At 48.4% G+C, this 19,936-nt stretch carries 18 protein-coding genes; 12 read left to right on the top strand and 6 right to left on the bottom strand.

Going from position 1 to position 19,936, the window contains the following annotated elements; genetic code table 11:
* Positions 1 to 31 precede the first annotated feature (31 nt).
* From IT233_01870 to IT233_01885, 4 genes are all read left to right on the top strand, one after another.
* Positions 32 to 781, top strand: coding sequence for an ABC transporter substrate-binding protein (locus tag IT233_01870; GenBank protein ID MCC7301367.1), 750 nt, complete (start codon positions 32 to 34; stop codon positions 779 to 781).
* Positions 782 to 814: 33 nt separating this feature from the next.
* Complete coding sequence (locus tag IT233_01875) at positions 815 to 3,103, top strand: patatin-like phospholipase family protein (protein ID MCC7301368.1); 2,289 nt, start codon at positions 815 to 817, stop codon at positions 3,101 to 3,103.
* Positions 3,100 to 3,705, top strand: a complete 606-nt coding sequence (locus tag IT233_01880; protein MCC7301369.1) for an ATP-binding cassette domain-containing protein — start codon at positions 3,100 to 3,102, stop codon at positions 3,703 to 3,705. The genes IT233_01875 and IT233_01880 overlap by 4 nt, the downstream gene beginning before the upstream one ends.
* Before the next feature lie 107 nt (positions 3,706 to 3,812).
* Complete coding sequence (locus IT233_01885; GenBank protein ID MCC7301370.1) at positions 3,813 to 4,631, top strand: DUF3108 domain-containing protein; 819 nt, start codon at positions 3,813 to 3,815, stop codon at positions 4,629 to 4,631.
* 147 nt (positions 4,632 to 4,778) lie between these two features.
* Here IT233_01885 and hemE read toward each other — a convergent pair whose 3' ends face one another.
* Positions 4,779 to 5,828 carry a uroporphyrinogen decarboxylase gene (gene hemE / locus IT233_01890; protein MCC7301371.1) on the bottom strand — a complete coding sequence of 350 codons (1,050 nt, stop codon included), beginning with the start codon at positions 5,826 to 5,828 and terminating at the stop codon, positions 4,779 to 4,781.
* Between the two features lie 68 nt (positions 5,829 to 5,896).
* Here hemE and IT233_01895 point away from each other — a divergent pair, with 68 nt between their 5' ends.
* The 7 genes from IT233_01895 to IT233_01925 all read left to right on the top strand — a co-directional run bounded on the left by IT233_01895 (position 5,897) and on the right by IT233_01925 (position 11,731).
* A complete protein-coding gene (locus tag IT233_01895; GenBank protein ID MCC7301372.1) occupies positions 5,897 to 7,450 on the top strand; it encodes a PglZ domain-containing protein in 1,554 nt (517 codons plus the stop codon).
* Positions 7,450 to 7,887: a tRNA (adenosine(37)-N6)-threonylcarbamoyltransferase complex ATPase subunit type 1 TsaE gene (gene tsaE, locus IT233_01900; protein ID MCC7301373.1), complete on the top strand. Its 438-nt coding sequence runs from the start codon at positions 7,450 to 7,452 to the stop codon at positions 7,885 to 7,887. The genes IT233_01895 and tsaE overlap by 1 nt, the downstream gene beginning before the upstream one ends.
* Positions 7,888 to 7,941: 54 nt before the next feature.
* On the top strand, positions 7,942 to 9,165 hold the full coding sequence (locus IT233_01905) for an alanine dehydrogenase (GenBank protein MCC7301374.1): 1,224 nt from the start codon (positions 7,942 to 7,944) through the stop codon (positions 9,163 to 9,165).
* Between the two features lie 2 nt (positions 9,166 to 9,167).
* Positions 9,168 to 9,581 carry a DUF4258 domain-containing protein gene (locus IT233_01910; protein ID MCC7301375.1) on the top strand — a complete coding sequence of 138 codons (414 nt, stop codon included), beginning with the start codon at positions 9,168 to 9,170 and terminating at the stop codon, positions 9,579 to 9,581.
* Positions 9,582 to 9,583: 2 nt separating this feature from the next.
* The gene (locus IT233_01915; GenBank protein ID MCC7301376.1) at positions 9,584 to 10,456 is read left to right on the top strand and encodes a flavin reductase family protein; all 873 of its coding nucleotides are present in this window, start codon (positions 9,584 to 9,586) and stop codon (positions 10,454 to 10,456) included.
* A 143-nt stretch (positions 10,457 to 10,599) separates the two neighbouring features.
* Positions 10,600 to 11,232, top strand: coding sequence for a peroxiredoxin (locus tag IT233_01920; GenBank protein ID MCC7301377.1), 633 nt, complete (start codon positions 10,600 to 10,602; stop codon positions 11,230 to 11,232).
* Between the two features lie 28 nt (positions 11,233 to 11,260).
* Positions 11,261 to 11,731: a redoxin domain-containing protein gene (locus IT233_01925; GenBank protein ID MCC7301378.1), complete on the top strand. Its 471-nt coding sequence runs from the start codon at positions 11,261 to 11,263 to the stop codon at positions 11,729 to 11,731.
* Positions 11,732 to 11,740: 9 nt separating this feature from the next.
* Here IT233_01925 and IT233_01930 read toward each other — a convergent pair whose 3' ends face one another.
* The 5 genes from IT233_01930 to rdgB all read right to left on the bottom strand — a co-directional run bounded on the left by IT233_01930 (position 11,741) and on the right by rdgB (position 18,909).
* Positions 11,741 to 12,781 carry an RluA family pseudouridine synthase gene (locus IT233_01930; GenBank protein MCC7301379.1) on the bottom strand — a complete coding sequence of 347 codons (1,041 nt, stop codon included), beginning with the start codon at positions 12,779 to 12,781 and terminating at the stop codon, positions 11,741 to 11,743.
* 65 nt (positions 12,782 to 12,846) lie between these two features.
* Positions 12,847 to 14,625: a T9SS type A sorting domain-containing protein gene (locus IT233_01935; protein ID MCC7301380.1), complete on the bottom strand. Its 1,779-nt coding sequence runs from the start codon at positions 14,623 to 14,625 to the stop codon at positions 12,847 to 12,849.
* 124 nt (positions 14,626 to 14,749) lie between these two features.
* A complete protein-coding gene (locus IT233_01940; protein ID MCC7301381.1) occupies positions 14,750 to 15,595 on the bottom strand; it encodes a PASTA domain-containing protein in 846 nt (281 codons plus the stop codon).
* Entirely contained in the window at positions 15,592 to 18,258 is a 2,667-nt protein-coding gene (locus IT233_01945) for a D-alanine--D-alanine ligase (GenBank protein ID MCC7301382.1), read from the bottom strand. The genes IT233_01940 and IT233_01945 overlap by 4 nt, the downstream gene beginning before the upstream one ends.
* A 54-nt stretch (positions 18,259 to 18,312) precedes the next feature.
* Positions 18,313 to 18,909 carry an RdgB/HAM1 family non-canonical purine NTP pyrophosphatase gene (rdgB, locus tag IT233_01950; GenBank protein MCC7301383.1) on the bottom strand — a complete coding sequence of 199 codons (597 nt, stop codon included), beginning with the start codon at positions 18,907 to 18,909 and terminating at the stop codon, positions 18,313 to 18,315.
* Positions 18,910 to 18,917: 8 nt separating this feature from the next.
* Here rdgB and pseB point away from each other — a divergent pair, with 8 nt between their 5' ends.
* On the top strand, positions 18,918 to 19,934 hold the full coding sequence (gene pseB, locus IT233_01955; protein ID MCC7301384.1) for a UDP-N-acetylglucosamine 4,6-dehydratase (inverting): 1,017 nt from the start codon (positions 18,918 to 18,920) through the stop codon (positions 19,932 to 19,934).
* Positions 19,935 to 19,936 lie beyond the last annotated feature (2 nt).

Genomic DNA, 19,936 nt, shown 5'->3' on the forward strand with positions numbered 1-19,936 from the left:
GGTAATAAATAATGTTAATTATCTTCGGGACATGCGTATTGTATCGCTCGTTCCCTCGCTAAGCGAACTGCTGTTTTCGTTCGGACTCGACCGGGAAGTTGTTGGAATTACGAAATTCTGTGTTCATCCGCCGGAATGGTTTCGCACCAAAGTAAGAGTTGGTGGCACCAAAGATCTCCACCTTCCGCTTATCCATTCACTCACTCCTGATCTGATCATTGCGAATAAAGAGGAAAACACAAAGGAACAAATTGAAGAATTGCAGGAAGAATACCGGGTACTTGTCACAGATATCGATACGGCCCAGCATGCCCTGCAAATGATATCGGAAGTGGGAGCTGCTACAGGGCGGGCGGAAAAAGCAGCGGCACTGATCCGGAACATCCGGAAAGAAATGCAACTAACAGACAGCCTGCTGAAAAAAGATACTCCCCGCACATGCCTGTACATGATCTGGAATGACCCATTGATGGCGGCAGGTGAACACACCTTTATCGGAAATCAGTTACTGCATGCCGGAATGCAAAACGTTATTACCGGCCATCACCGAAGGTATCCTGTAATTACAGAAGAAGAAATACGGGCACTCTCTCCGGAATTCATTTTTCTGTCCTCCGAGCCCTTTCCCTATACCGAAAAACACAGGCATGAGTATCAAAAAAAGTTTCCTCTCAGTAAAATTGTATGTACGAACGGAGAGATGTTTTCCTGGTATGGTTACCGTATGTTACCGGCCGAGAAATATTTCCGGGAGCTGGTGAGCAACCTTAGAACTTCCTAATCGTCTAATTTATAGTAATTTGTAACTTTGAGCATGCTCCTGAAACGGGCGACCTTCATCGTATTAATCATTCTGCTTTCACAAATGCTTCCTGCGCAGCGGGTTGGGCTTGTGCTGAGCGGTGGCGGAGCCAGTGCACTGGCTCATGTTGGAGTCTTGCGTGCTCTGGAGGAAAACGGTATTCCGATCGACTACATTACAGGTACTTCCATGGGTGCTATGGTTGGAGCGCTTTACGCCTGCGGCTATTCTCCTGCCGAGATTGAGGCCATGTACCTTTCGGAAAGCTTTCGCAGACAGGCAAAGGGCATCATGGATGAACAATATATCTATCATTTCAAACGCCACCCCGATAATGCCTCCTGGATCACCGTTAAGCTGGCACTTGATTCAAATATTGAAACCTCGCTTCCCACCAACCTTGTGAACCCGGTTCCGATTGACTTCTCACTCATGGAAATGATGGGTGCGCCGATTGCAGCCGCACAGTACAACTTCGACAGTCTGATGCTGCCATTCCGGTGTCTTGCGGCCGACATTGAAAATAAAAAGAGCATTGTGTTCCGGAACGGCGACCTTGGGAAATGTGTGAGAGCATCTATGTCTTATCCTTTCTATCTCAAACCCATCAGCATTGACGGAGTACTGCTCTTCGACGGCGGGATCTACAACAACTTTCCGAGCAACACCATGTATGATGAATTTTTTCCTGATATCATCATCGGCAGTAATGTGTCCAGCAATGAACCCCCACCCAGCGAAGACAATCTGATCTCGCAACTGAAGACCATGCTGCTGTCAAAAACAAACTTCGATGTTCTTTGCCAGAATGGCATTATCATTGAACCAAATGTATCCGGCATTGGTACATTTAATTTCGATCTGATCCGGCAATGCATAGACAGCGGATATACCGCAACTCTGCGACGGATCCAGGATATGAAGAAGTATATTCACAGAACAGTGAGTCCGGAGGAGATCGCGGCCAAGAGAGATCAATTCCGGAAAAAACAGATCCCCCTTAACTTCGACAAGATCAATGTTTCAGGAATCAACCGGGGAGCATCACGCTATGTGAAGAATCACCTGGCTCGTCGTAACAAATTCACTTCCGTTGACAAACTGCGACCACTGTACTTTCACCTGGCAGCAGATGAACGGATCAAACAACTTTATCCCACAGCGAAGCTGAACCGCACATCCGGTCTCTATGAGCTGAACCTGGATGTAAAAAAAGAAAAAGAGCTGATCGCTCAGGTAGGTGGCAACTTCTCGAACCGGCCTATCAATATGGGTTTTCTTTCATTGCGGTACAATTACCTCGGAAGAATAGGTGTGAGTCTGACCGGAAATATTTATGCCGGCAAACTTTACGGTTCGGCTATGGGCAGTCTGAGACTGGAATTTCCGAACGTCATCCCCTTCTACTTTGAGGGTAACCTGATCTACAATCGGTTCGACTTCTTTAAAAGCAGCACAGCGTTTCTGGAAACCGCCCGTCCGCCCTACCTTATACAGTATGAGAGCTTCGGCGATGCGACTTTCGGATTTCCTGCAGGGAATAAGGGCAAACTGGAACTTTCAGGAAGTTATGCCGAAAATGCCCACTTGTATTACCGGAGCTCTTCCTTTACCGAGAAGGATACGGCCGACCGGACCAACTTTTATGTCTACACCGCCCAAATCACCTATGAACGGAACACCCTCAACAGAAAACAATACGCCAACGAAGGTGCTGCGTGGAAAGTATCCTTCCGTTACGTGGATGGGGAAGAAACCTTTATTCCCGGCAGTACGGCCGTGGTGAAAGATACCGGATTCAATTATCACCAATGGCTCATACTGAAAGTAAATTTTGAAAAGTACTTTAACACGGGAATTTTCTGGAAGCCCGGACTCATGGCTGAAGGCGTATTTTCCGGACAAACACTATTTAGCAATTATATTGCCAGCGTGCTTGCCGCCCCTGCATTCATGCCTACACCGGAAACAAAAACCCTGTTTCTGGAACGATTCCGGGCACATAAATATGCGGCTGCCGGCGTGAGAAACGTATTCGTTTTTAAACGCATCTTTGAATTCAGGCTGGAAGGATTCTATTATCTTCCCTACCAGCTGATCGTAGAAAACTCCACCACACAAGGGCCGGAATATTCCGAACCATGGAAAAACAGTTACATCATTGCCAATGCAAGCCTGGTTGCCAACACACCCATCGGACCGGTAAGTGTTGGCGGTAATTATTATCACAAAGAGAAGGAACCCTTCACCTTCCTCTTCCACTTCGGCTATATCATCTTCAATAAACGCTCGCTCGAATGAACATAAAACTTGAGAACGCCGGCAAGCGATTTTCCTCCGAATGGATCTTCAGGGGCGTGAATGAAGAATTTGCAGCTGGAGAACGTTATGCAATCCTTGGAAGCAACGGTTCGGGAAAAAGCACGCTGGCTCAGGTGATCGGAGGATTTCTTAGTCTCACTGAAGGAAAAATACATACGGGTTTAGAAAGCGAAGCGCTGCCTCTGCAGGTCTCATTCACCTCTCCGTACCTGGATATTCCGGATGAATTCACACCGGGTGAACTCAGCAAATTTCACTTCTCCATGCGCGCTTGTATCACCGGATTTTCTCCCGGCCAATTCGCGGAACTCACCGGTCTCTCCCACACAGGAAACAAACATATCAAAGCCTTTTCCTCCGGCATGAAACAACGAGTAAAACTTGGTCTTGCTATTTTTACCCGAAGCGAAGTTCTGATCGTAGACGAACCCTTCACCAACCTCGATACCGCCGGAAAACAATGGTTCAATGAAATGCTGGAAAAATTTCTGGGAAACCGTACCCTTTTCATCTGCTCCAACCACCAGCCGGAAGAATACCAACTCTGCCGTGAACTGCTGGAGATGAAACAATGGAAATGACACATCAGCCTGTTTTACAGGTACTTATACTAATTGGTTTGGCACAGGATTTGGGATAACTTTACAAAACAAGAGACACTGAGCCTCACTATTCAAACTGGTAACCGATGAAATCGCTCCTCTTTCCCTCTCTTCTGATTGCACTCGCCGCATTTACAGGTAAACAGTCCGATCCCTTTCAGGAGATCAATTCCAACACCTTCAAACAAACCCTGCGCAATGTGGAGAATAAATCATTCCGCCGCGGTGAAAAACTTACGTACCGAATGCATTACGGGTTCATCGACGCCGCAGTTGCCACCCTGGAGATTACCGATGAGAACCGGAAGTTTGCCGACAGGAATACGTTGCACGTGGTGGGAATAGGAAAATCGAAGGGGTCGTTCGATCTCTTTTTCAAGGTGCGGGACCGGTACGAGACGTACATTGATGATGAGGCGATTGTTCCCTGGGTATTTATCCGGCGCGTGGATGAAGGCGGATACAAGATCGAACAAAACCAGGTTTTCAATCACTTTAAAAAACAAGTGGATTCCGACGGAAAGATCTTTAGTACGCCCGACGGCATTCAGGATATGCTTTCGGCCTTCTATTACGCCCGCACTATGGATTTCGGCAACGCTAAAAAAGGTGACATTTTTTCAGTGCCTGCCTTTGTAGATAACGAATTTTGGGATCTGAAGATTAAATTCCTGGGAAGGGAGACGGTGAAAACGGACCTGGGAAGAATCAAGTGCCTGAAATTCTGCCCCATTGTTCAAAAAGGACGGATATGGAAATCGGAAGACGATTTGAGCATCTGGATTTCCGACGATGATAATCACGTTCCGGTGCGGGGACAGTGTGAAATTCTTTTTGGTTCCATCAAAATGGATCTGATCAGCGTGAAAGGCCTCGCATCCGATCTCCCCGTTGTAAAAAAGTAAAATTTCTTTCCACGGATATAAACCCCGGTTTATCGACCGGTGCTTGCTATTGGTCTAATCCCTGCAACCTCTCCCGAAGAACTCCTGTCTTTATAACAAAGCCGTTCCTTCCGTTCTTTTTTTGTTCTTGCTGGCTCTTTTTCTGTTCTATCCTGTTCTTCCCTGAAAGCGGAAATCCTTTACCGCATCAACAAACAACTTTACCTTACTTTTCTCAATATCCGGGTATAATCCGTGTCCGAGGTTGGCTATATGCCTGTGCGGACCATAAGCCCTGAGCATTTCCACCACTCCTTCAACAATTCTTTCTTCTGAAGCGTAAAGCAGGCAGGGATCGGCATTCCCCTGAAGTGTTATCCGGTCTCCCGTCATCGCGCGGGTCTCAGCAATGTCCATCGTCCAATCCATCGACATCACATCACATCCGGTTTCCGTGATTTCTGAACGAACGAAATGAGCATCTTTTGGAAAAAGAATCACCGGAATCTTGAATCTGCGTTTAATCTCCCTGCAAAGCACGGTCAGGTAACGCAGGGAAAATTCGCGATACATGTCCGGACCAAGTATTCCGGCCCAGGAATCAAAGATCTGGACAATATCCGCACCAGCCTCTACCTGTGCGGAGAGGTAATTCAGTGTGGAGGCGGTAATTTTTTCGAGGAGGGCGTGGGCGGCGGTGGGATTCGTATAAAGAAATTGCTTGGCTACCGAAAAAGTTTTCGAACCTTTTCCTTCCACCATATACGCCAGAAGCGTGAAGGGGGCGCCTGCGAACCCAATGAGTGGCACTCTCCCATTGAGTACTTTCTTCACCAGGGCGATGGCGTCGGTTACATATTTCAGCTCAGATCCGTCGGCCACGCGCAATAATTCAACATCCCTTTGCGTTCTTACTACGGCAGGAAAACGCGGACCCGTGGCCTCTGCCATTTCATAGGGAAGTCCCATGGCTTCCGGGATGACCAGAATATCTGAGAAAATGATTGCAGCATCCACACCGAAAATATCCACCGGCTGCACTGTTACCTCTGCAGCCAGCTCTGGTGTTTTGACGAGATGGATAAAACTGCCGGCTTTCTCTCGTACGGCCCGGTATTCAGGAAGCACCCTTCCGGCCTGCCGCATAAGCCAAACCGGTGTACGGGGAACCTCTTCGCCCCTGGCCACTCTCAACAGAAGATCGTTGCGGAAAATCATCCCGCAAAGAAACGTAAAATACTAATGAGAAGGCCACTCTGATCACAAACCCTTATCTTTAACCTGACATGCAAAAAGTTCGAATTCTATGGGCCGATGATGAGATTGAACATCTCAAACCCCACATTATCTTCCTTACTGAAAAAGGATATGAGGTTCTTACCGCTAACAGCGGAGATCAGGCGCTGGAATTGCTGGGAAAGTCGGAATTTGACATTGTATTCCTTGATGAGAATATGCCCGGTCTTAGCGGATTGGAGACGCTCAACCGGCTGAAAAACACCTTTCCTCAGCTCCCGGTAATCATGATCACTAAAAGTGAGGAAGAACGCATAATGGAAGATGCCATTGGATCCAAGATATCCGACTACCTGATTAAACCCGTGAATCCAAACCAGATTCTTCTTGCGCTAAAGAAGATTCTTGATAACAAACGACTGGTAAATGAAAAAACCAGCAGCGCCTACCAGCAGGAATTCCGGAGTATCGGCATGAGTCTGAGCGACCGGCTGGGCTGGGACGAATGGTGCGAAGTATACCGCAAGCTGGTATTCTGGGAACTGGAATTGGAGAAGAACAGAGATAAAAGCATGTTTGAAATCCTGGAAACCCAGAAGCAAGAAGCAAACCAGCTCTTTTCCCGTTACATAGAACGAAATTATACAGGATGGCTGCAGGGGAAGGTTTCCTCCCCTCCCGTTATGTCGCACGTGTTGCTGAAAAACAAACTCTTTCCGGCGCTGGAGGGATCATCTCCGGTTTTCTTTATCCTCATCGACAATCTGCGATATGACCAGTGGAAGATACTGGAACCCATTATCAATGAGTATTACAAGGTGGAAAAGGAAAGTATGTTCATGAGTATACTTCCCACTGCAACGCAGTACGCCCGCAATGCACTTTTCGGGGGATTGCTCCCCTCCGAGATTCAAAAAAAATATCCCCAGTATTGGGTAAACGAGAACGAGGAAGGGAGTAAAAATCAGTTCGAAGAGCAATTGCTCGGAGAACAGCTTAAACGCGCAGGAAAGAATATTAAATTCTCCTACCACAAAGTCCTGAATCATTCGTTCGCGAAAAAGGTTTCGGAAGGACTGAATAATCTGATGCAGAACAAACTGAATGTGATTGTTTACAATTTTGTGGACATGCTTTCCCACGCCCGAACGGAAATGGAGGTGATTCGCGAACTGGCCGATGACGACAGTGCATACCGGAGTATCACTTTGAGTTGGTTTGAACATTCTCCGCTCCTTGACATCATCCGGCAGGCGTCCGAAAAAAAGGCCCGCCTTGTGATTACCACGGACCATGGCACCATTAAGGTGAGTGATCCGGTGAAAATTGTTGGCGACCGCGAGGTCAATTCCAACCTGCGCTACAAAACCGGGAAGAGCCTGAGTTATGATAAAAAGGAAGTGTTTGAGGTGCGGAACCCGGAAGATATCTTTCTTCCCAGAATGAATGTAAGCTCGGCTTTTGTATTCACCCGGAACCGTGATTTCTTTGCCTATCCCAACAACTACAATCATTATGTGAACTATTACCGTAATACGTTCCAGCACGGCGGGATTTCGATGGAAGAAATGATCATACCGTATATCAGTCTGAATCCGCGCTGATGAATTCGTATCTTATGCCCACCGCGGAGGACGCGGAACGTATCGCCGGAGTACTGCTTCAAACATTTCCCGGCAGGCGAATCTGGCTACTGCAGGGTGATATGGGTGCCGGTAAAACCACCTTAATCAAGGGGTTTTGCAAAGCCCTCGGTGTTACAGGCTCCACCGGCAGTCCCACCTTTTCCATCGTAAACGAATACCTCACCCCCGAAGGAAAACGGATCTGTCATTTCGATTTTTATCGCCTGAAGAACGAAACAGAAGCCCTGGATATAGGTGCTGAGGAGTATTTTTACAGTGGCGATTATTGTTTCATAGAATGGCCGGAGAGGATTCCTGCCCTGATTCCGGAGGAGTCGGTTGCAGTGAAAATTGAAACCCTGGACGCCGTACGCCGCTTAAGCGCCGGGGCACCGGAAGAAATTCTCTCTTTGTAGAGATCGGCAGGGGGCATGATTCCTCCTTTTTTCGTACCTTTGCTATCCTTCCCCATGTCAGTCAAAGGCTCTAAAGAAGTACTTCAGTCCCTGTCCAAAGGCGTTCTGATGCCCCAGGAAGAGATGCTGGAAGTAGCCAGAAAAAAAGGCGCTCTTTTTATTGGTATTCCGCGGGAAACCTCCTTTCAGGAAAACCGGGTATCGCTGGTACCGGATGCGGTGGCACTTTTGGTAAACAACGGTCATCGCGTGGTGGTTGAAACAGGGGCCGGCAAAAATTGTAATTTTCAGGATCACGATTACTCGGAAGCGGGAGCCGACATTGCTTATAGTACTGAAGACGTTTACAAAGCGAATATCATCATCAAAGTAGCTCCGCCCTCTCCCGCAGAAGTGGACTACCTGCAACCCCGGCAGACCCTCTTATCCGCATTGCAGCTCACCATCCAGCCTGAAAATTTTGTAAAACACCTGATGGCTAAAAAGATCACAGCCATCGCATTCGACTGGATACGTGATCAGGACGGCATTTATCCTGTAATTCGTTCGATGGGAGAAATCGCAGGGGGAACTGCCGTGCTGGTAGCTGCGGAATATCTCAGCAACGCGAATTCGGGCCAGGGAGCAATTCTGGGTGGGATATCCGGCATATCTCCCACGGAGGTAATTATTCTCGGTGCCGGAACGGTAGGAGAATTTGCCACCAGGGCCGCACTCGGCCTCGGCGCTCAGGTGAAAGTATTTGACAATTCGGTGTATAAGCTTCGCCGCATGCAAAGTTCGCTCGGTACCAGGGTTTGGACTTCCATTATTCAGCCTAAAGTGCTGGCGAAACACCTCAAGACCGCCGACGTGGTCATTGGCGCCATCCGTTCGAAGGAAGGACGCACGCCGTGTGTGGTTACCGAGGCCATGGTCAGTGAAATGAAAGCCGGTTCCGTATTGGTAGATGTGAGTATTGATCAGGGCGGTTGTTTTGAAACATCCAAGCCCACCACCCATACCAATCCTGTGTTCCGGAAGCATGGTGTGATTCATTATTGCGTTCCCAATATTCCCTCCCGCGTTGCGCGAACTGCCTCGTACGCATTCAGCACCATTTTTACCCCCATTCTTCTCGACATCGGTGAAAAAGGCGGAGTAGAACGACTGCTGAAGTACAATATCGGAGTCAGAAACGGTGTGTACATTTATAATGGAATGCTCACCAACAAATACCTTGGAGAAATCTTTAATATCCCATCAACAGACCTTGATCTGCTGATGTCTGCCCTGTAAGCATGCTTAATAAACCAGACCAGGGACTCTTCCGAAAGATCCGTCTCTACCTCTTTGGAGTAGTGCTGGGAGGAATAATCTCTTATTTTATGTTCATAAAAGACCGGGATCTTTCCTACTGGACACCTGAACGCCAGGTCACAGGCCGGTTGAAAATGTATGCTTATACCTATACGGACAAATCAAAGTGTCAGATGCAGTGCAACAACATCACGGAAACAGTGCTGAAATCGGCCATGGATTCCGCTTCTGTCGACTTTAAAAACAGTGAAACACAGCGCAAACCATGTCCGGTGTATTCCGTTCATACCAGAAACGGAATCAACGTGCGTGCCGAGTTGTGCGACGATAGTACTGCACACATTATTGAATTGAGGGGAACTATTTTTGAAGACGACACCTGCCAATGCCAGTGAATATGCTCCGGATCGATCCAAAAGAACTAAAAACTTCCCGCTTACACGGTTATCTTCTGCACAGTATTGCCCCGCGTCCGATCGCGTTTGCAAGTACTATAGACGCCGGAGGCCATCCGAATCTTGCCCCGTTCAGCTTCTTTAATATTTTTTCCGCTAACCCTCCGATCGCTATTTTTTCTCCCGCGCGGAGCGGAAGAACCGGTGCGCTCAAGCACACACATGAAAATATAAGAGAAATTCCGGAGGTAGTGATCAATACTGTCAATTTCTCCATGGTTCAGCAAATGAGCCTGACCAGTACAGAATATCCAAAAGAAGTGAATGAATTTGAGAAAGCAGGGTTTACCATGCTTCCCTCCGAAAAGATTAAACCCTTCCGTGTGGCTGAATCGCCCGTACAGATGGAGTGCGTGGTGAAGGAGGTGAAAGAGCTGGGAGAACAGGGCGGTGCAGGAAATCTGATTATTTGTGAAATCGTGCTTATCCACGTAAATGAACAAGTGCTGAATGAAGAAGGAATGATTGATCAGCATAAAATTGATTTGGTGGCCAGGGCCGGGGCAAATTGGTATTCCCGCAGTTCCGGTAACTCGCTTTTTGAAGTTGATAAACCTCTCGGTGCACCCGGAATGGGGGTTGATAAGCTTCCTGCCTCCGTCCGGAACAGTAAGATACTCACCGGAAACAATATCGGACAACTGGGCAATCTCCCGGAATATCCTTCACCTGCTGATATTACTGAATTTAAAAAAACCGATCTTTTTCACTCGTTGGGAAATGGTAACGAAACATCGGTGCATCTTCAGGCAAAAACCCTGCTGGATAATGGCAGGGTAAAGGAGGCCTGGCTTCTGCTCTGCTCCTGCAGCTGAAAACGCCTGACCGGTTACGTATTTCGCCGCTTAAAATAATTATATTGAAAATGAGCTTGTTGCGAGATAAGGTCATCTCCTCCGCCTGCGAATTGAACTTATTTAATTCGGATATTTGCACCGAAAATTAAAACCCTAAAAAAATGGCAGTATTAACAGGAAAAAAGGCGCCGGCTTTCAAAGCCAAGGCCGTCGTAAATGGAGGCGAGATAGTGGACAACTTCTCCCTCGACCAGTATCATGGAAAAAAATATGTGATCCTTTTCTTCTATCCCAAGGATTTCACATTTGTTTGTCCAACCGAATTGCACGCCTTCCAGGCAAAGCTGACGGAATTCGAAAAACGTAACACCGCAATAGTGGCTGTTTCTACAGACACGGAACAGTCACACTGGGGCTGGCTCCAGACCTCCAAGAAAATGGGAGGGATTCAGGGCGTTACCTATCCCATTGTGGCGGATACCAATAAAACGATCTCAGCTAACTACGATGTTCTCAACGGGAGTCTGAAAATCAATGAGAATGGCACCTGGGAAGCGAGCAGTGAACTTGTAGCTTACAGAGGTTTATTCCTCATTGACAAAAACGGACTGGTGCGTCATCAACTGGTGAATGACCTTCCGCTTGGACGCAATGTGGATGAGGCCCTGCGCATGGTAGATGCCCTGCAGTTCAATGAAGAAAATGGTGAAGTTTGCCCGGCCGACTGGCAGAAAGGAAAAGAAGGTCTTAAGGCAACCCATGACGGCATTGCCGATTATCTAAGCAAAAAATAAATTAACAATCAATCTAACGACCCTGATTATGAACATTACTGTAGGATCCCCCGCGCCGGATTTCAATCTTCCGGACACAGAAAAAAACATGCACAGCCTGAATGCACGGAAAGGAAAGAACGTAGTTCTTCTGTTCTTTCCTGCTGCCTTCACAGGCGTATGTACAAAGGAAATGTGCCAGACCCGCGATGAACTGACTTTTTACAACAGCATGAACGCCGAAGTACTCGGCATCTCCGTTGATATGCACTTTTCACTTGCAAAATTCAGAGAATCGGAAAAAATCAACTTCCCTCTTCTGAGTGATTTTAACAAGGAAGCTGCAAAAGCATACGGCGTTCTGTTCGATCAGTTCGCCGGGGTATATAACGGCGTCGCCAAACGTGCTTCTTTTGTCATTGACAAAAACGGTACCGTACGTTTTGCGGAAATCCTCCCCAGTCCGGGCGATTTCCCAAGCTTTGATAAGATCAAAGCTACGCTGGAGGGGTTGAAATAGAACAGGCGATTATTCGGGACGGTTTTTCATATAGACCCGCCATTTTTCAATTACTGCCGTCATATCTGCCGGAAGAGGAGCTTCAAAATGAAGCTCCTTTTTTGTTCGCGGATGCTTAAAACTGAGTGTACGTGCATGCAGCGCATGTCGGGGCATAATTCCGAAACAATTCTGAATAAACTGCTTGTATTTTGTAAAAGTGGTTCCCTTCAGGATCTGGTCTCCGCCGTATTCCGTGTCGTTAAAAACAGGATGACCGATGTATTTCATATGTACCCTAATCTGGTGGGTGCGCCCCGTTTCAAGTTTGCACTCTACGAGCGTAACATAGCCAAAACGCTCGAGCACTTTGTAATGCGTTACGGCATGTTTCCCCTGATCACCTTCCGGAAATACCTGCATCACCTTCCTGTCTCGCAGCGAACGGCCGATATGGCCTGTAACTGTGCCTTCGTCTTCTTTTACATCCCCCCAAACCAAAGCCACATACCTGCGGTCCAGGTCCCGGTCGAAAAATACTTTTGCCAGCCGCGTCATGGCTACTTCATTTTTAGCTATCACCAGTAAGCCGGAGGTGTTCTTATCAATACGGTGCACCAGCCCCGGCCGGATCTCTCCTTCCGGCCCTGTCCGGGATACCGGCAAATGCTGAAAGTGATAGATCAGGGCATTAATCAGTGTGCCGGTATAATTTCCGTAACCCGGATGCACTACCATTCCGGCTGCTTTACTTACGATCACCAGGTCCTCATCCTCGAAGAGGATCTCAATGGGAATATTCTGGGGAATAAGTTCAATTTCCCTCGGAGGTTGCGGAAATACAACCTGTACCAGATCGAGGGGTTTAATTTTATAACTTGATTTTCCCGGCTTCCCGTTCACGAGCACATTCCCGTTCTCAATGGCCGTTTGCACACGGGTGCGGGAGGCGCCTTCGATCCGGAGCATTACAAAACGATCCAATCGTTCCGGGCCCTGTCCCTTATCCGCTTCAAAACGGTAATGTTCGAATAACTCCGAATTTTCCTCCTGTGGCAGTTCCGGCTCCATGTGCTGCAAAAGTATCAATAAATGCAAAAAGCTGAATGGTCTCTCCTCCGGGCCGACCGAACAGATTACTTCTGCAGGATCAATCGTATCGTCGAATGCTGTCCGGCGCTATTGTTGAACAACAAAAGGTACACCCCGTTCGCCAGATCTGAAACATCCCAGCTTTGCCCGCTGCGAAGGGTGCCGCAGCGAAGCATGCGTCCGCTTATATCCGCCAGCCGGACAGAATATTCTTCACTACCGGAGAAATCAAACATAACACTTCCGGTGGAGGGATTCGGATAAACACGGATCCCGCCGTCGGTACTGATTTCGCTTTCTCCCGCGGCAGCTTCTGCCGGAGTTCCGAACACCGGACGGATCATCAGCGAGCCACTGAATGTAGTATTCGTCCAGCTGCCGCTGGTATTGTAGAATATTTTGCTGCTGTTATTCGTGTTTTCGTCAAATCCGATGTTCAGCAGGTCGTCCGTGTACTGAACCCATCCCACATAAAATGTTCCCGACAAAAGTACGGGAGATGTCAGGGAATAACGGTAGAAATGATTACTGAGATTTCCCCAGTCATTATGCTCTTCATAGTGATAGCCCGGCGTTACAACCGAATCCTGATACACTATGCTGTTGGGCTGCCCGTTTTGATCGTTCCAGATTGTGATACGAAATGCACGCTGCGTTACGGAATTCGAAGGTGGATTGGTGAGTCCGTTTGGCATCCAGTTAAAATACATGTCCACCGCGCGAATGGTGTCGGCCTGGTTCAGAGTGAATTTGTACGCGAGCTTTGCTCCAATCACACTCAGTCCGTAAGCATGTTCTGCTGTTCCGTCGTCGTAAGCGTAATAATTGGAAAAAACCTGTCTGTAACGCAGGGTATCGTTCGCTGCGATCAGGTTCGGACTTGCGGTAATGCGGTGTTCAATGGTATAGGTAGTGTTATCCGACATGGAAGGGAAGTTGAAATTAGCCGGGGAAGTAGACACGTTGGGTTGCAGAATGTTCGGGCAGGGACTTGGAACGGTACAGTTAGTATATCCTGCAGTAAGAAACGGGTTAATATTACCTGCTCCGCTGTAAGTGGTATTGATCTGAGTCATCGTTTGATCGTATACGCGGTATTCGTACGTTGTATTTTTCATCACGGAATCATTATTCCGGATCAGGTTGTATACCGATGCGGTCATTTCCGTGGTGATGTACTGATTCCAGGGCATGGACTTATACTTAGTAAGAAAAGAATTGGCGGAATAAACAAAAGAGATGTCTTTTAACAGCGTATCCGCCGCTGAGCGCTGATCGTTCAGGTAAACATAATCCAGGTGCCACATATCTACATTACCCTGCCGGGAACCTAAATTCAGAAAGCGGAACTGGAACCCTGATTTCAGCCAGGTGGTATCAGTGATGGGCAGCATTACGCGGCGAAAAGAAGTATCACCGGAGGTGAGGCTGTATCCATCGGCACCCCACACGGTTGTCCAGCCTGCCACGGGTGAGCGGAATTGCAGCAGAAGCGAATCGCCCGTCTCCGGTTCTTCGCCCCTTCCCTGCGCCTGGTAATAAAAACTAAGATACACTCCGTCTGTTTGCTGGTAGGAAAGATCAATCGGTTTGGAGGTAAGAGAATCGCAACGCAGGGGGGTAAAATTAGTAGAAACAGTATCGTATGGGCAACCGCTCTTGCTGACCCCATCGAACGTAGCAACGCCAAGGGTCACAGGTGCCACGGGAAAATCTCTGTTCACAAACACATTGGAATCGATCCAGTAAGCTGATTTCGGATAAATATCCGGATAGGAAAAATCATCTGAAAAAGGCAGGCTCAGGGTATCTCCTGGCGACATTATCCGATTGAGCGGTGAGGATTGTATTTTCTTCCAGGATGCTTTCAGTATATCATTCCCATAAACAGGACTCAGTTTCTCCTGGGACAGCAGGGGAAATGATATAACAATGAAAAGAAACAGGCTACCTGCCCTTACCCTTTTTGTCCTCTTTAGGTTTGTTAACTTCCTTCGGGGGTATTGAATCATGTTTAATCTGCTTTCCTTCCAAAGTTAAGAATATATCCACACTTGTGCCGCTGCTTACCACGTTGTTTTCCCCGGTACATCCGGGGCTTTGGCGGAACACCAGGGCGGCCGCCGAATCACCGGCTGTTTTACATTCCCTGCACACGATAGCTCCAACAGCCAAACCTGCCGCCGTAATCTCATTCACCGCATCCTCCATTCTCATTCCCGTAACACAGGGAACTCCTGATGTTTCACCATCTTCTCCTTTTCCAATCCAAAGCTCTATCTCAGAGCCCTTGGGAAGAGGCGTACCCGGTACAATGGGTTTCCCTTTATACAACTGTGCCAGTACCGCACTTTGGCCCGGCTTCTTAACGGTTCGCTTCAATCTCAGACCGTATGATTCCAGAAGGGCAACTGCCTGCCGTGGAGAGGCGTCCACGAGATTGGGCATATTCACCTGCTGCGGAACTGTGGCTACAACGTAGAGATAGATCATTCTATTGTACTTCACCTGCGTTCCCGCCAGGGGTTCCTGCCGCAGAACAGTACCGCCCGGTGCTTTTGCATCATATACTGAGTCAATAATCCTGAATCTTACATTTTTGTCGTCTACGAAACGATCCAGTTCCTTCAGCTCAATACCACTGAAATCCGGCACGCTATAATACTCATCGTGATCTGTATATGCGCTGAGCCACCAGAACACCAGAAAAACAGACAGGCCGATAATACCGGCTGTCAGGCCCAGGTGCTTCAGGAAACGCCTGCTGTATAGGAATCTCAGCCACTCTTTCATTCGCTTATCTTCTTTTTCGCTGCCCTTTCTTCACCGAAGGTAAGAATACGGTCAATAAATTCGAGGGGTTTGTAGTTCTGAATGGCACACTGATGAAAGATACAGGTAGCGGGCGTCATTCCGGGAAGTGAATTTACCTCAATGAAAATTACCTCCACCCTTTCCGGACTGAAGATACGCACAAATGCGTCAATCCGGCAATATCCTTCCACTCCCAGTACTTTTGCAGCCGCACCCAAAACATGTTTCACCTGTGCTGATATTTTTTCCCGCTCCACCGGATCTTTGGAATAACGCGCCGGAGTAATGTTCTGTCCCTGTCCGGCCAGAAACTTTTCCTCCAGAGAAAGCACATCTCCTTCCGCAAGCGCCTCTGAGGCTTCGAATACTTCATACTCCAATTCTCCGTTCTTCCCGTACCGTGTGAGCATTCCTCCGGTGATTTCCAGGAAGTGCCTGGCATTTCCCGCGGAGATCAGTTCCTCAGCCAGGATCACATTTTTCCGGGGAAATTCTTCCTTCGGCTTAATTTTAAGCTTCTCTGCAGCCGCTGCGGGCAAGGCCGGTGCGTTGCGGAACATCAGGGTGGCAAAAGCATCCCACTCTTCGGCCGACTTGATCCTTTTTACTGCGGAGCTGCACCCATCGTCTACGGGTTTGGCAATAAACGGGAACCCCAATACAGATCGGATCCTCTCTATAACTGCCGCCGGGTGCTGCCTCCAGTCTTCTTCTTCTATCAGTAAATGCTCCGCAACTAAAAAGCCGTGTTGTTTAAGTAACTCACAGGTTTGGTATTTGTCAATTGTGATTGCTGAACTTTTCACCCCTGAACCATTGTATGGAATACCCAACTCATCTAACTTCTTCTGTACGGCTCCGTCCTCTCCAGGCCGTCCGTGCAAAGCGATGAACACCGCATCGAATCGCTCTTTCATCTGAGAATAATCCAGAGGCTCCGGCGCCTGCGGTGCGGCGGCACCTGTATATTTCCGGGTGATGTCTGAGCACCGGTCCATAACCCGTTGTATCACCGGATGCACTTTCCAGGCTTCAATCTTTTCTCTGATATCATCCGCATTATCCTTCAGCAGCATATTTACCGGGAGCACAAACATTTTGTGCTGACCGGCATGGCCGGTAAGAAAAACAGGAACAGGAGCGTATTTTACGGAAGAAGCCAGTTTCTCGTAAATATTGCGGCCGCTTTCCACGGAGATGTGTCGTTCTGAAGAATACCCTCCCAGGATTACAGCCACCCGCTTTTTCCGGGAAATGGAAGAAGTATGATGGGAAATGGAATGGTCCAGACGAACGAGCATTTCCGCAACTATCTTCTTCTCCTTCATATCCGAGCTGCGGCATACCAGAGATGTCCGGATGATATACGTAAGAAACCGTGAAGGATCCAGGCCGATCTCCGCTGCCTGATGAAAGAAAAAAGAGGATGGCATCATGCCCGAGGTAGTATTCGGATCATTGAGAAAGATCCTTCCGTCCTTTCCCAAAAAACCGTCAATCCGCGCATATACATCGAACTTCAATTCTCCGAAAAGCCGCTCACATTCCGTGCGGATTCTCATAATATCTTCATCGCTTTCCTCGATAGGCGTTATCTTACGTGACAGGCCGGGCAGGTATTTGGAACGGTAATCAAACAGCTCTTTCCCTTTACGGATCTCCGTTGGAGGCAGTGCCACCGGATGCCCCTTCTCATCCTGAATCACAATGCATGAGAATTCCTTACCCGCGATAAATCCTTCTACCACTACTTCTTCATCACCATCAGCCGCCACTACCTCCGTGCGTGCCTGTTGCAAAAGTATCCGGTCCAGTTCCATCGTCAGTTCTGCCGGGGTCATTACCGTTAGCGATCCAATCTTTGCGGGAAGTCCGGCACCTTCACGGATATCACATAGGGAACGCACGAATTCTGTACGTTCTTTCCCTTTTAACGAATGCCAGAGTGAGGCGCTTACCGGGTGAATAAAAAGCGCCTTTTTCAGTGCTGCTTCCAGGTGTTCCGCACTTTCAATAATGCTGACTCCAATGCTTGAACCCTGATTCGCCGCTTTAACAACCATCGGGAAAGCTATCTTCTCCCTGATTTCCTTTTTGACCTCCTCCACTCTCTCAAGGATATCGGCTCTTTTAAAAGTGAGAAATGCCGGGCTGTTGAATCCGGCTTCTACCATCAGCCCTTTTTGCAGCGCTTTATTGATTCCGATCTCAGAAGCACGAATGCCGGAACCGGTATAGGGGATGCCCAGGTCCTGAAGAAAACGCTGCACTTTTCCATCTTCACCGTACGGACCATGCAGGCAGAGAAACGCCATCTCCATTAGTGACGGCAGTTCTTCGGGCTTCACCGGTTTACCGATGGCCGCCGCCATGTTCCCGGCCTTCTCCCTGCCCAGTGATTCGGCGTAAAGCTGATACTCTTCATTGCCGGCCGGAAGAAAGTTCACGGGCGGATAAAAATCGCGGATACTTCCCTTGTAAATAAACTCCCAGTTGAGAAGGATATAATTCCCAAAACTGTCAACGAAAAGGGGTACGGCCTCAAAAAGGTTTTTATCGAGGTTATCATAAACAGTTCGCCCCCCTGCGAAGGAGATCTCTCTTTCGCGGGAGAAGCCTCCAAAGACAATACCGATCCTGATTTTTTTCATAGGGAAAATGCCTTCCAAATTTACCGCTATTGAGGGGCGGCGTTCTCAGCGTTTAGCAAGGAATTCCACTAATTTATTAACAGCCCGAACCCGGTGACTAAGCGCATTTTTCTCTTCGAGGCTCATCTGACCAAAGGTGCGTGAATGGGGAAAAGGACGAAAAACGGGATCGTACCCGAACCCGCCGCTACCTGTTTCCTCTTCCGTGATCTCGCCATCCACGAATCCCTCAAAAAGGTAATCCCTTCCCGCCAGAACCAGGGCAATAACGGTACGGAAACGGGCCTTCCGTGAAGGCTTGCCTGTAAGTGCGCTGAGCAGTTTCTTCCTGTTGGCCACTTCATCTTTTCTGTCTCCCGCGTAGCGGGCAGACAGAACCCCCGGTGCGCCATTCAGCGCTTCCACCTCTAAACCGGTATCGTCGGCAAAACAGTCGATTCCGAGGCGCTCGGCCACAAAGCGGGCTTTCTGAAGCGCGTTGGCCTCCAGGGTTTGTCCTGTTTCCGGCAGCTCCTCCTCAAGCGAAAAGCCCTCCAGTCCCCGAATCATGGCCCTTCCCTCTAAAGCCTTTTGTATTTCCCTGATTTTATTGGGATTTTGGGTAGCGAAAACCAGCTCAGGGAGTGTATCTTTACGGGGCATAAGGTTCTATGAAAACATCAAAGTTATCATTCCGTTCCGTATTGGTGACCGGCGGGACCGGCACCTTCGGAAAAGCGTTCGTCCGGGAGATCCTGGAGCAGCATCCTGAAGTAAAGAGGATCGTGGTGTTCTCACGCGACGAACAAAAGCAATTTGAAATGAACCGGGAGTTTCCCGTATCAACGTACCGTCAGCTGCGCTATTTCATCGGCGATGTACGGGACGAACAAAGACTCCTGCATGCCCTGGACGGCATCGAAGCCGTAGTACATGCCGCTGCACTCAAACATGTGCCCGTAGCAGAGTACAATCCAATGGAAGCGATAAAGACCAATGTACTTGGAGCAGAAAATCTGATCAATGCCTGTCTGCGCAGCAATGTGAGGCGGGTAGTGGCTCTTTCCACCGACAAGGCTGCGGCCCCGATTAATCTATACGGAGCAACTAAACTCTGCGCCGACAAACTCTTTGTAGCCGCCAACAGCATGGCAGGGAAAAAAGACCTGCGCTTTTCCGTGGTGCGTTACGGGAATGTGCTGGGTTCGCGCGGATCGGTAGTACCCTTTTTTCTGAGTGAACGCGAAAAAGGAATCCTTCCCATCACGGATCGCCGGATGACACGCTTTAACATTACAATTGAACAAGGTGTCCTGCTTTCCCTCCACGCACTGGAAACCATGATGGGGGGAGAAATATTCGTTCCCAAAATCCCTTCGTTCAGAGTCACCACACTTGCAAGGGCTATCGCACCCCGGGCAAAGCAGGTGATCACCGGCATACGACCCGGTGAAAAAATCCATGAAGAAATGATCACCGCCGATGATTCCCTGAATACCGTAGAGATGAAAGGACTTTATATCATTCTTCCCACTGTTCCGGAGTGGGATGTTCAGAAGTGGATGAAAAATCACCGCGTAAAAAAAGTGAAAGAAGGCTTTTCCTATAATTCAGGAAAGAATAAACAATGGCTCAATGAGGCCGCTATCCGCCGCATGATCACCAGACACCTCGGAGTGAAACTGTAATG

The sequence above is a fragment of the Bacteroidia bacterium genome (assembly GCA_020852255.1).
Taxonomy (GTDB): Bacteria; Bacteroidota; Bacteroidia; order JADZBD01; family JADZBD01; genus JADZBD01.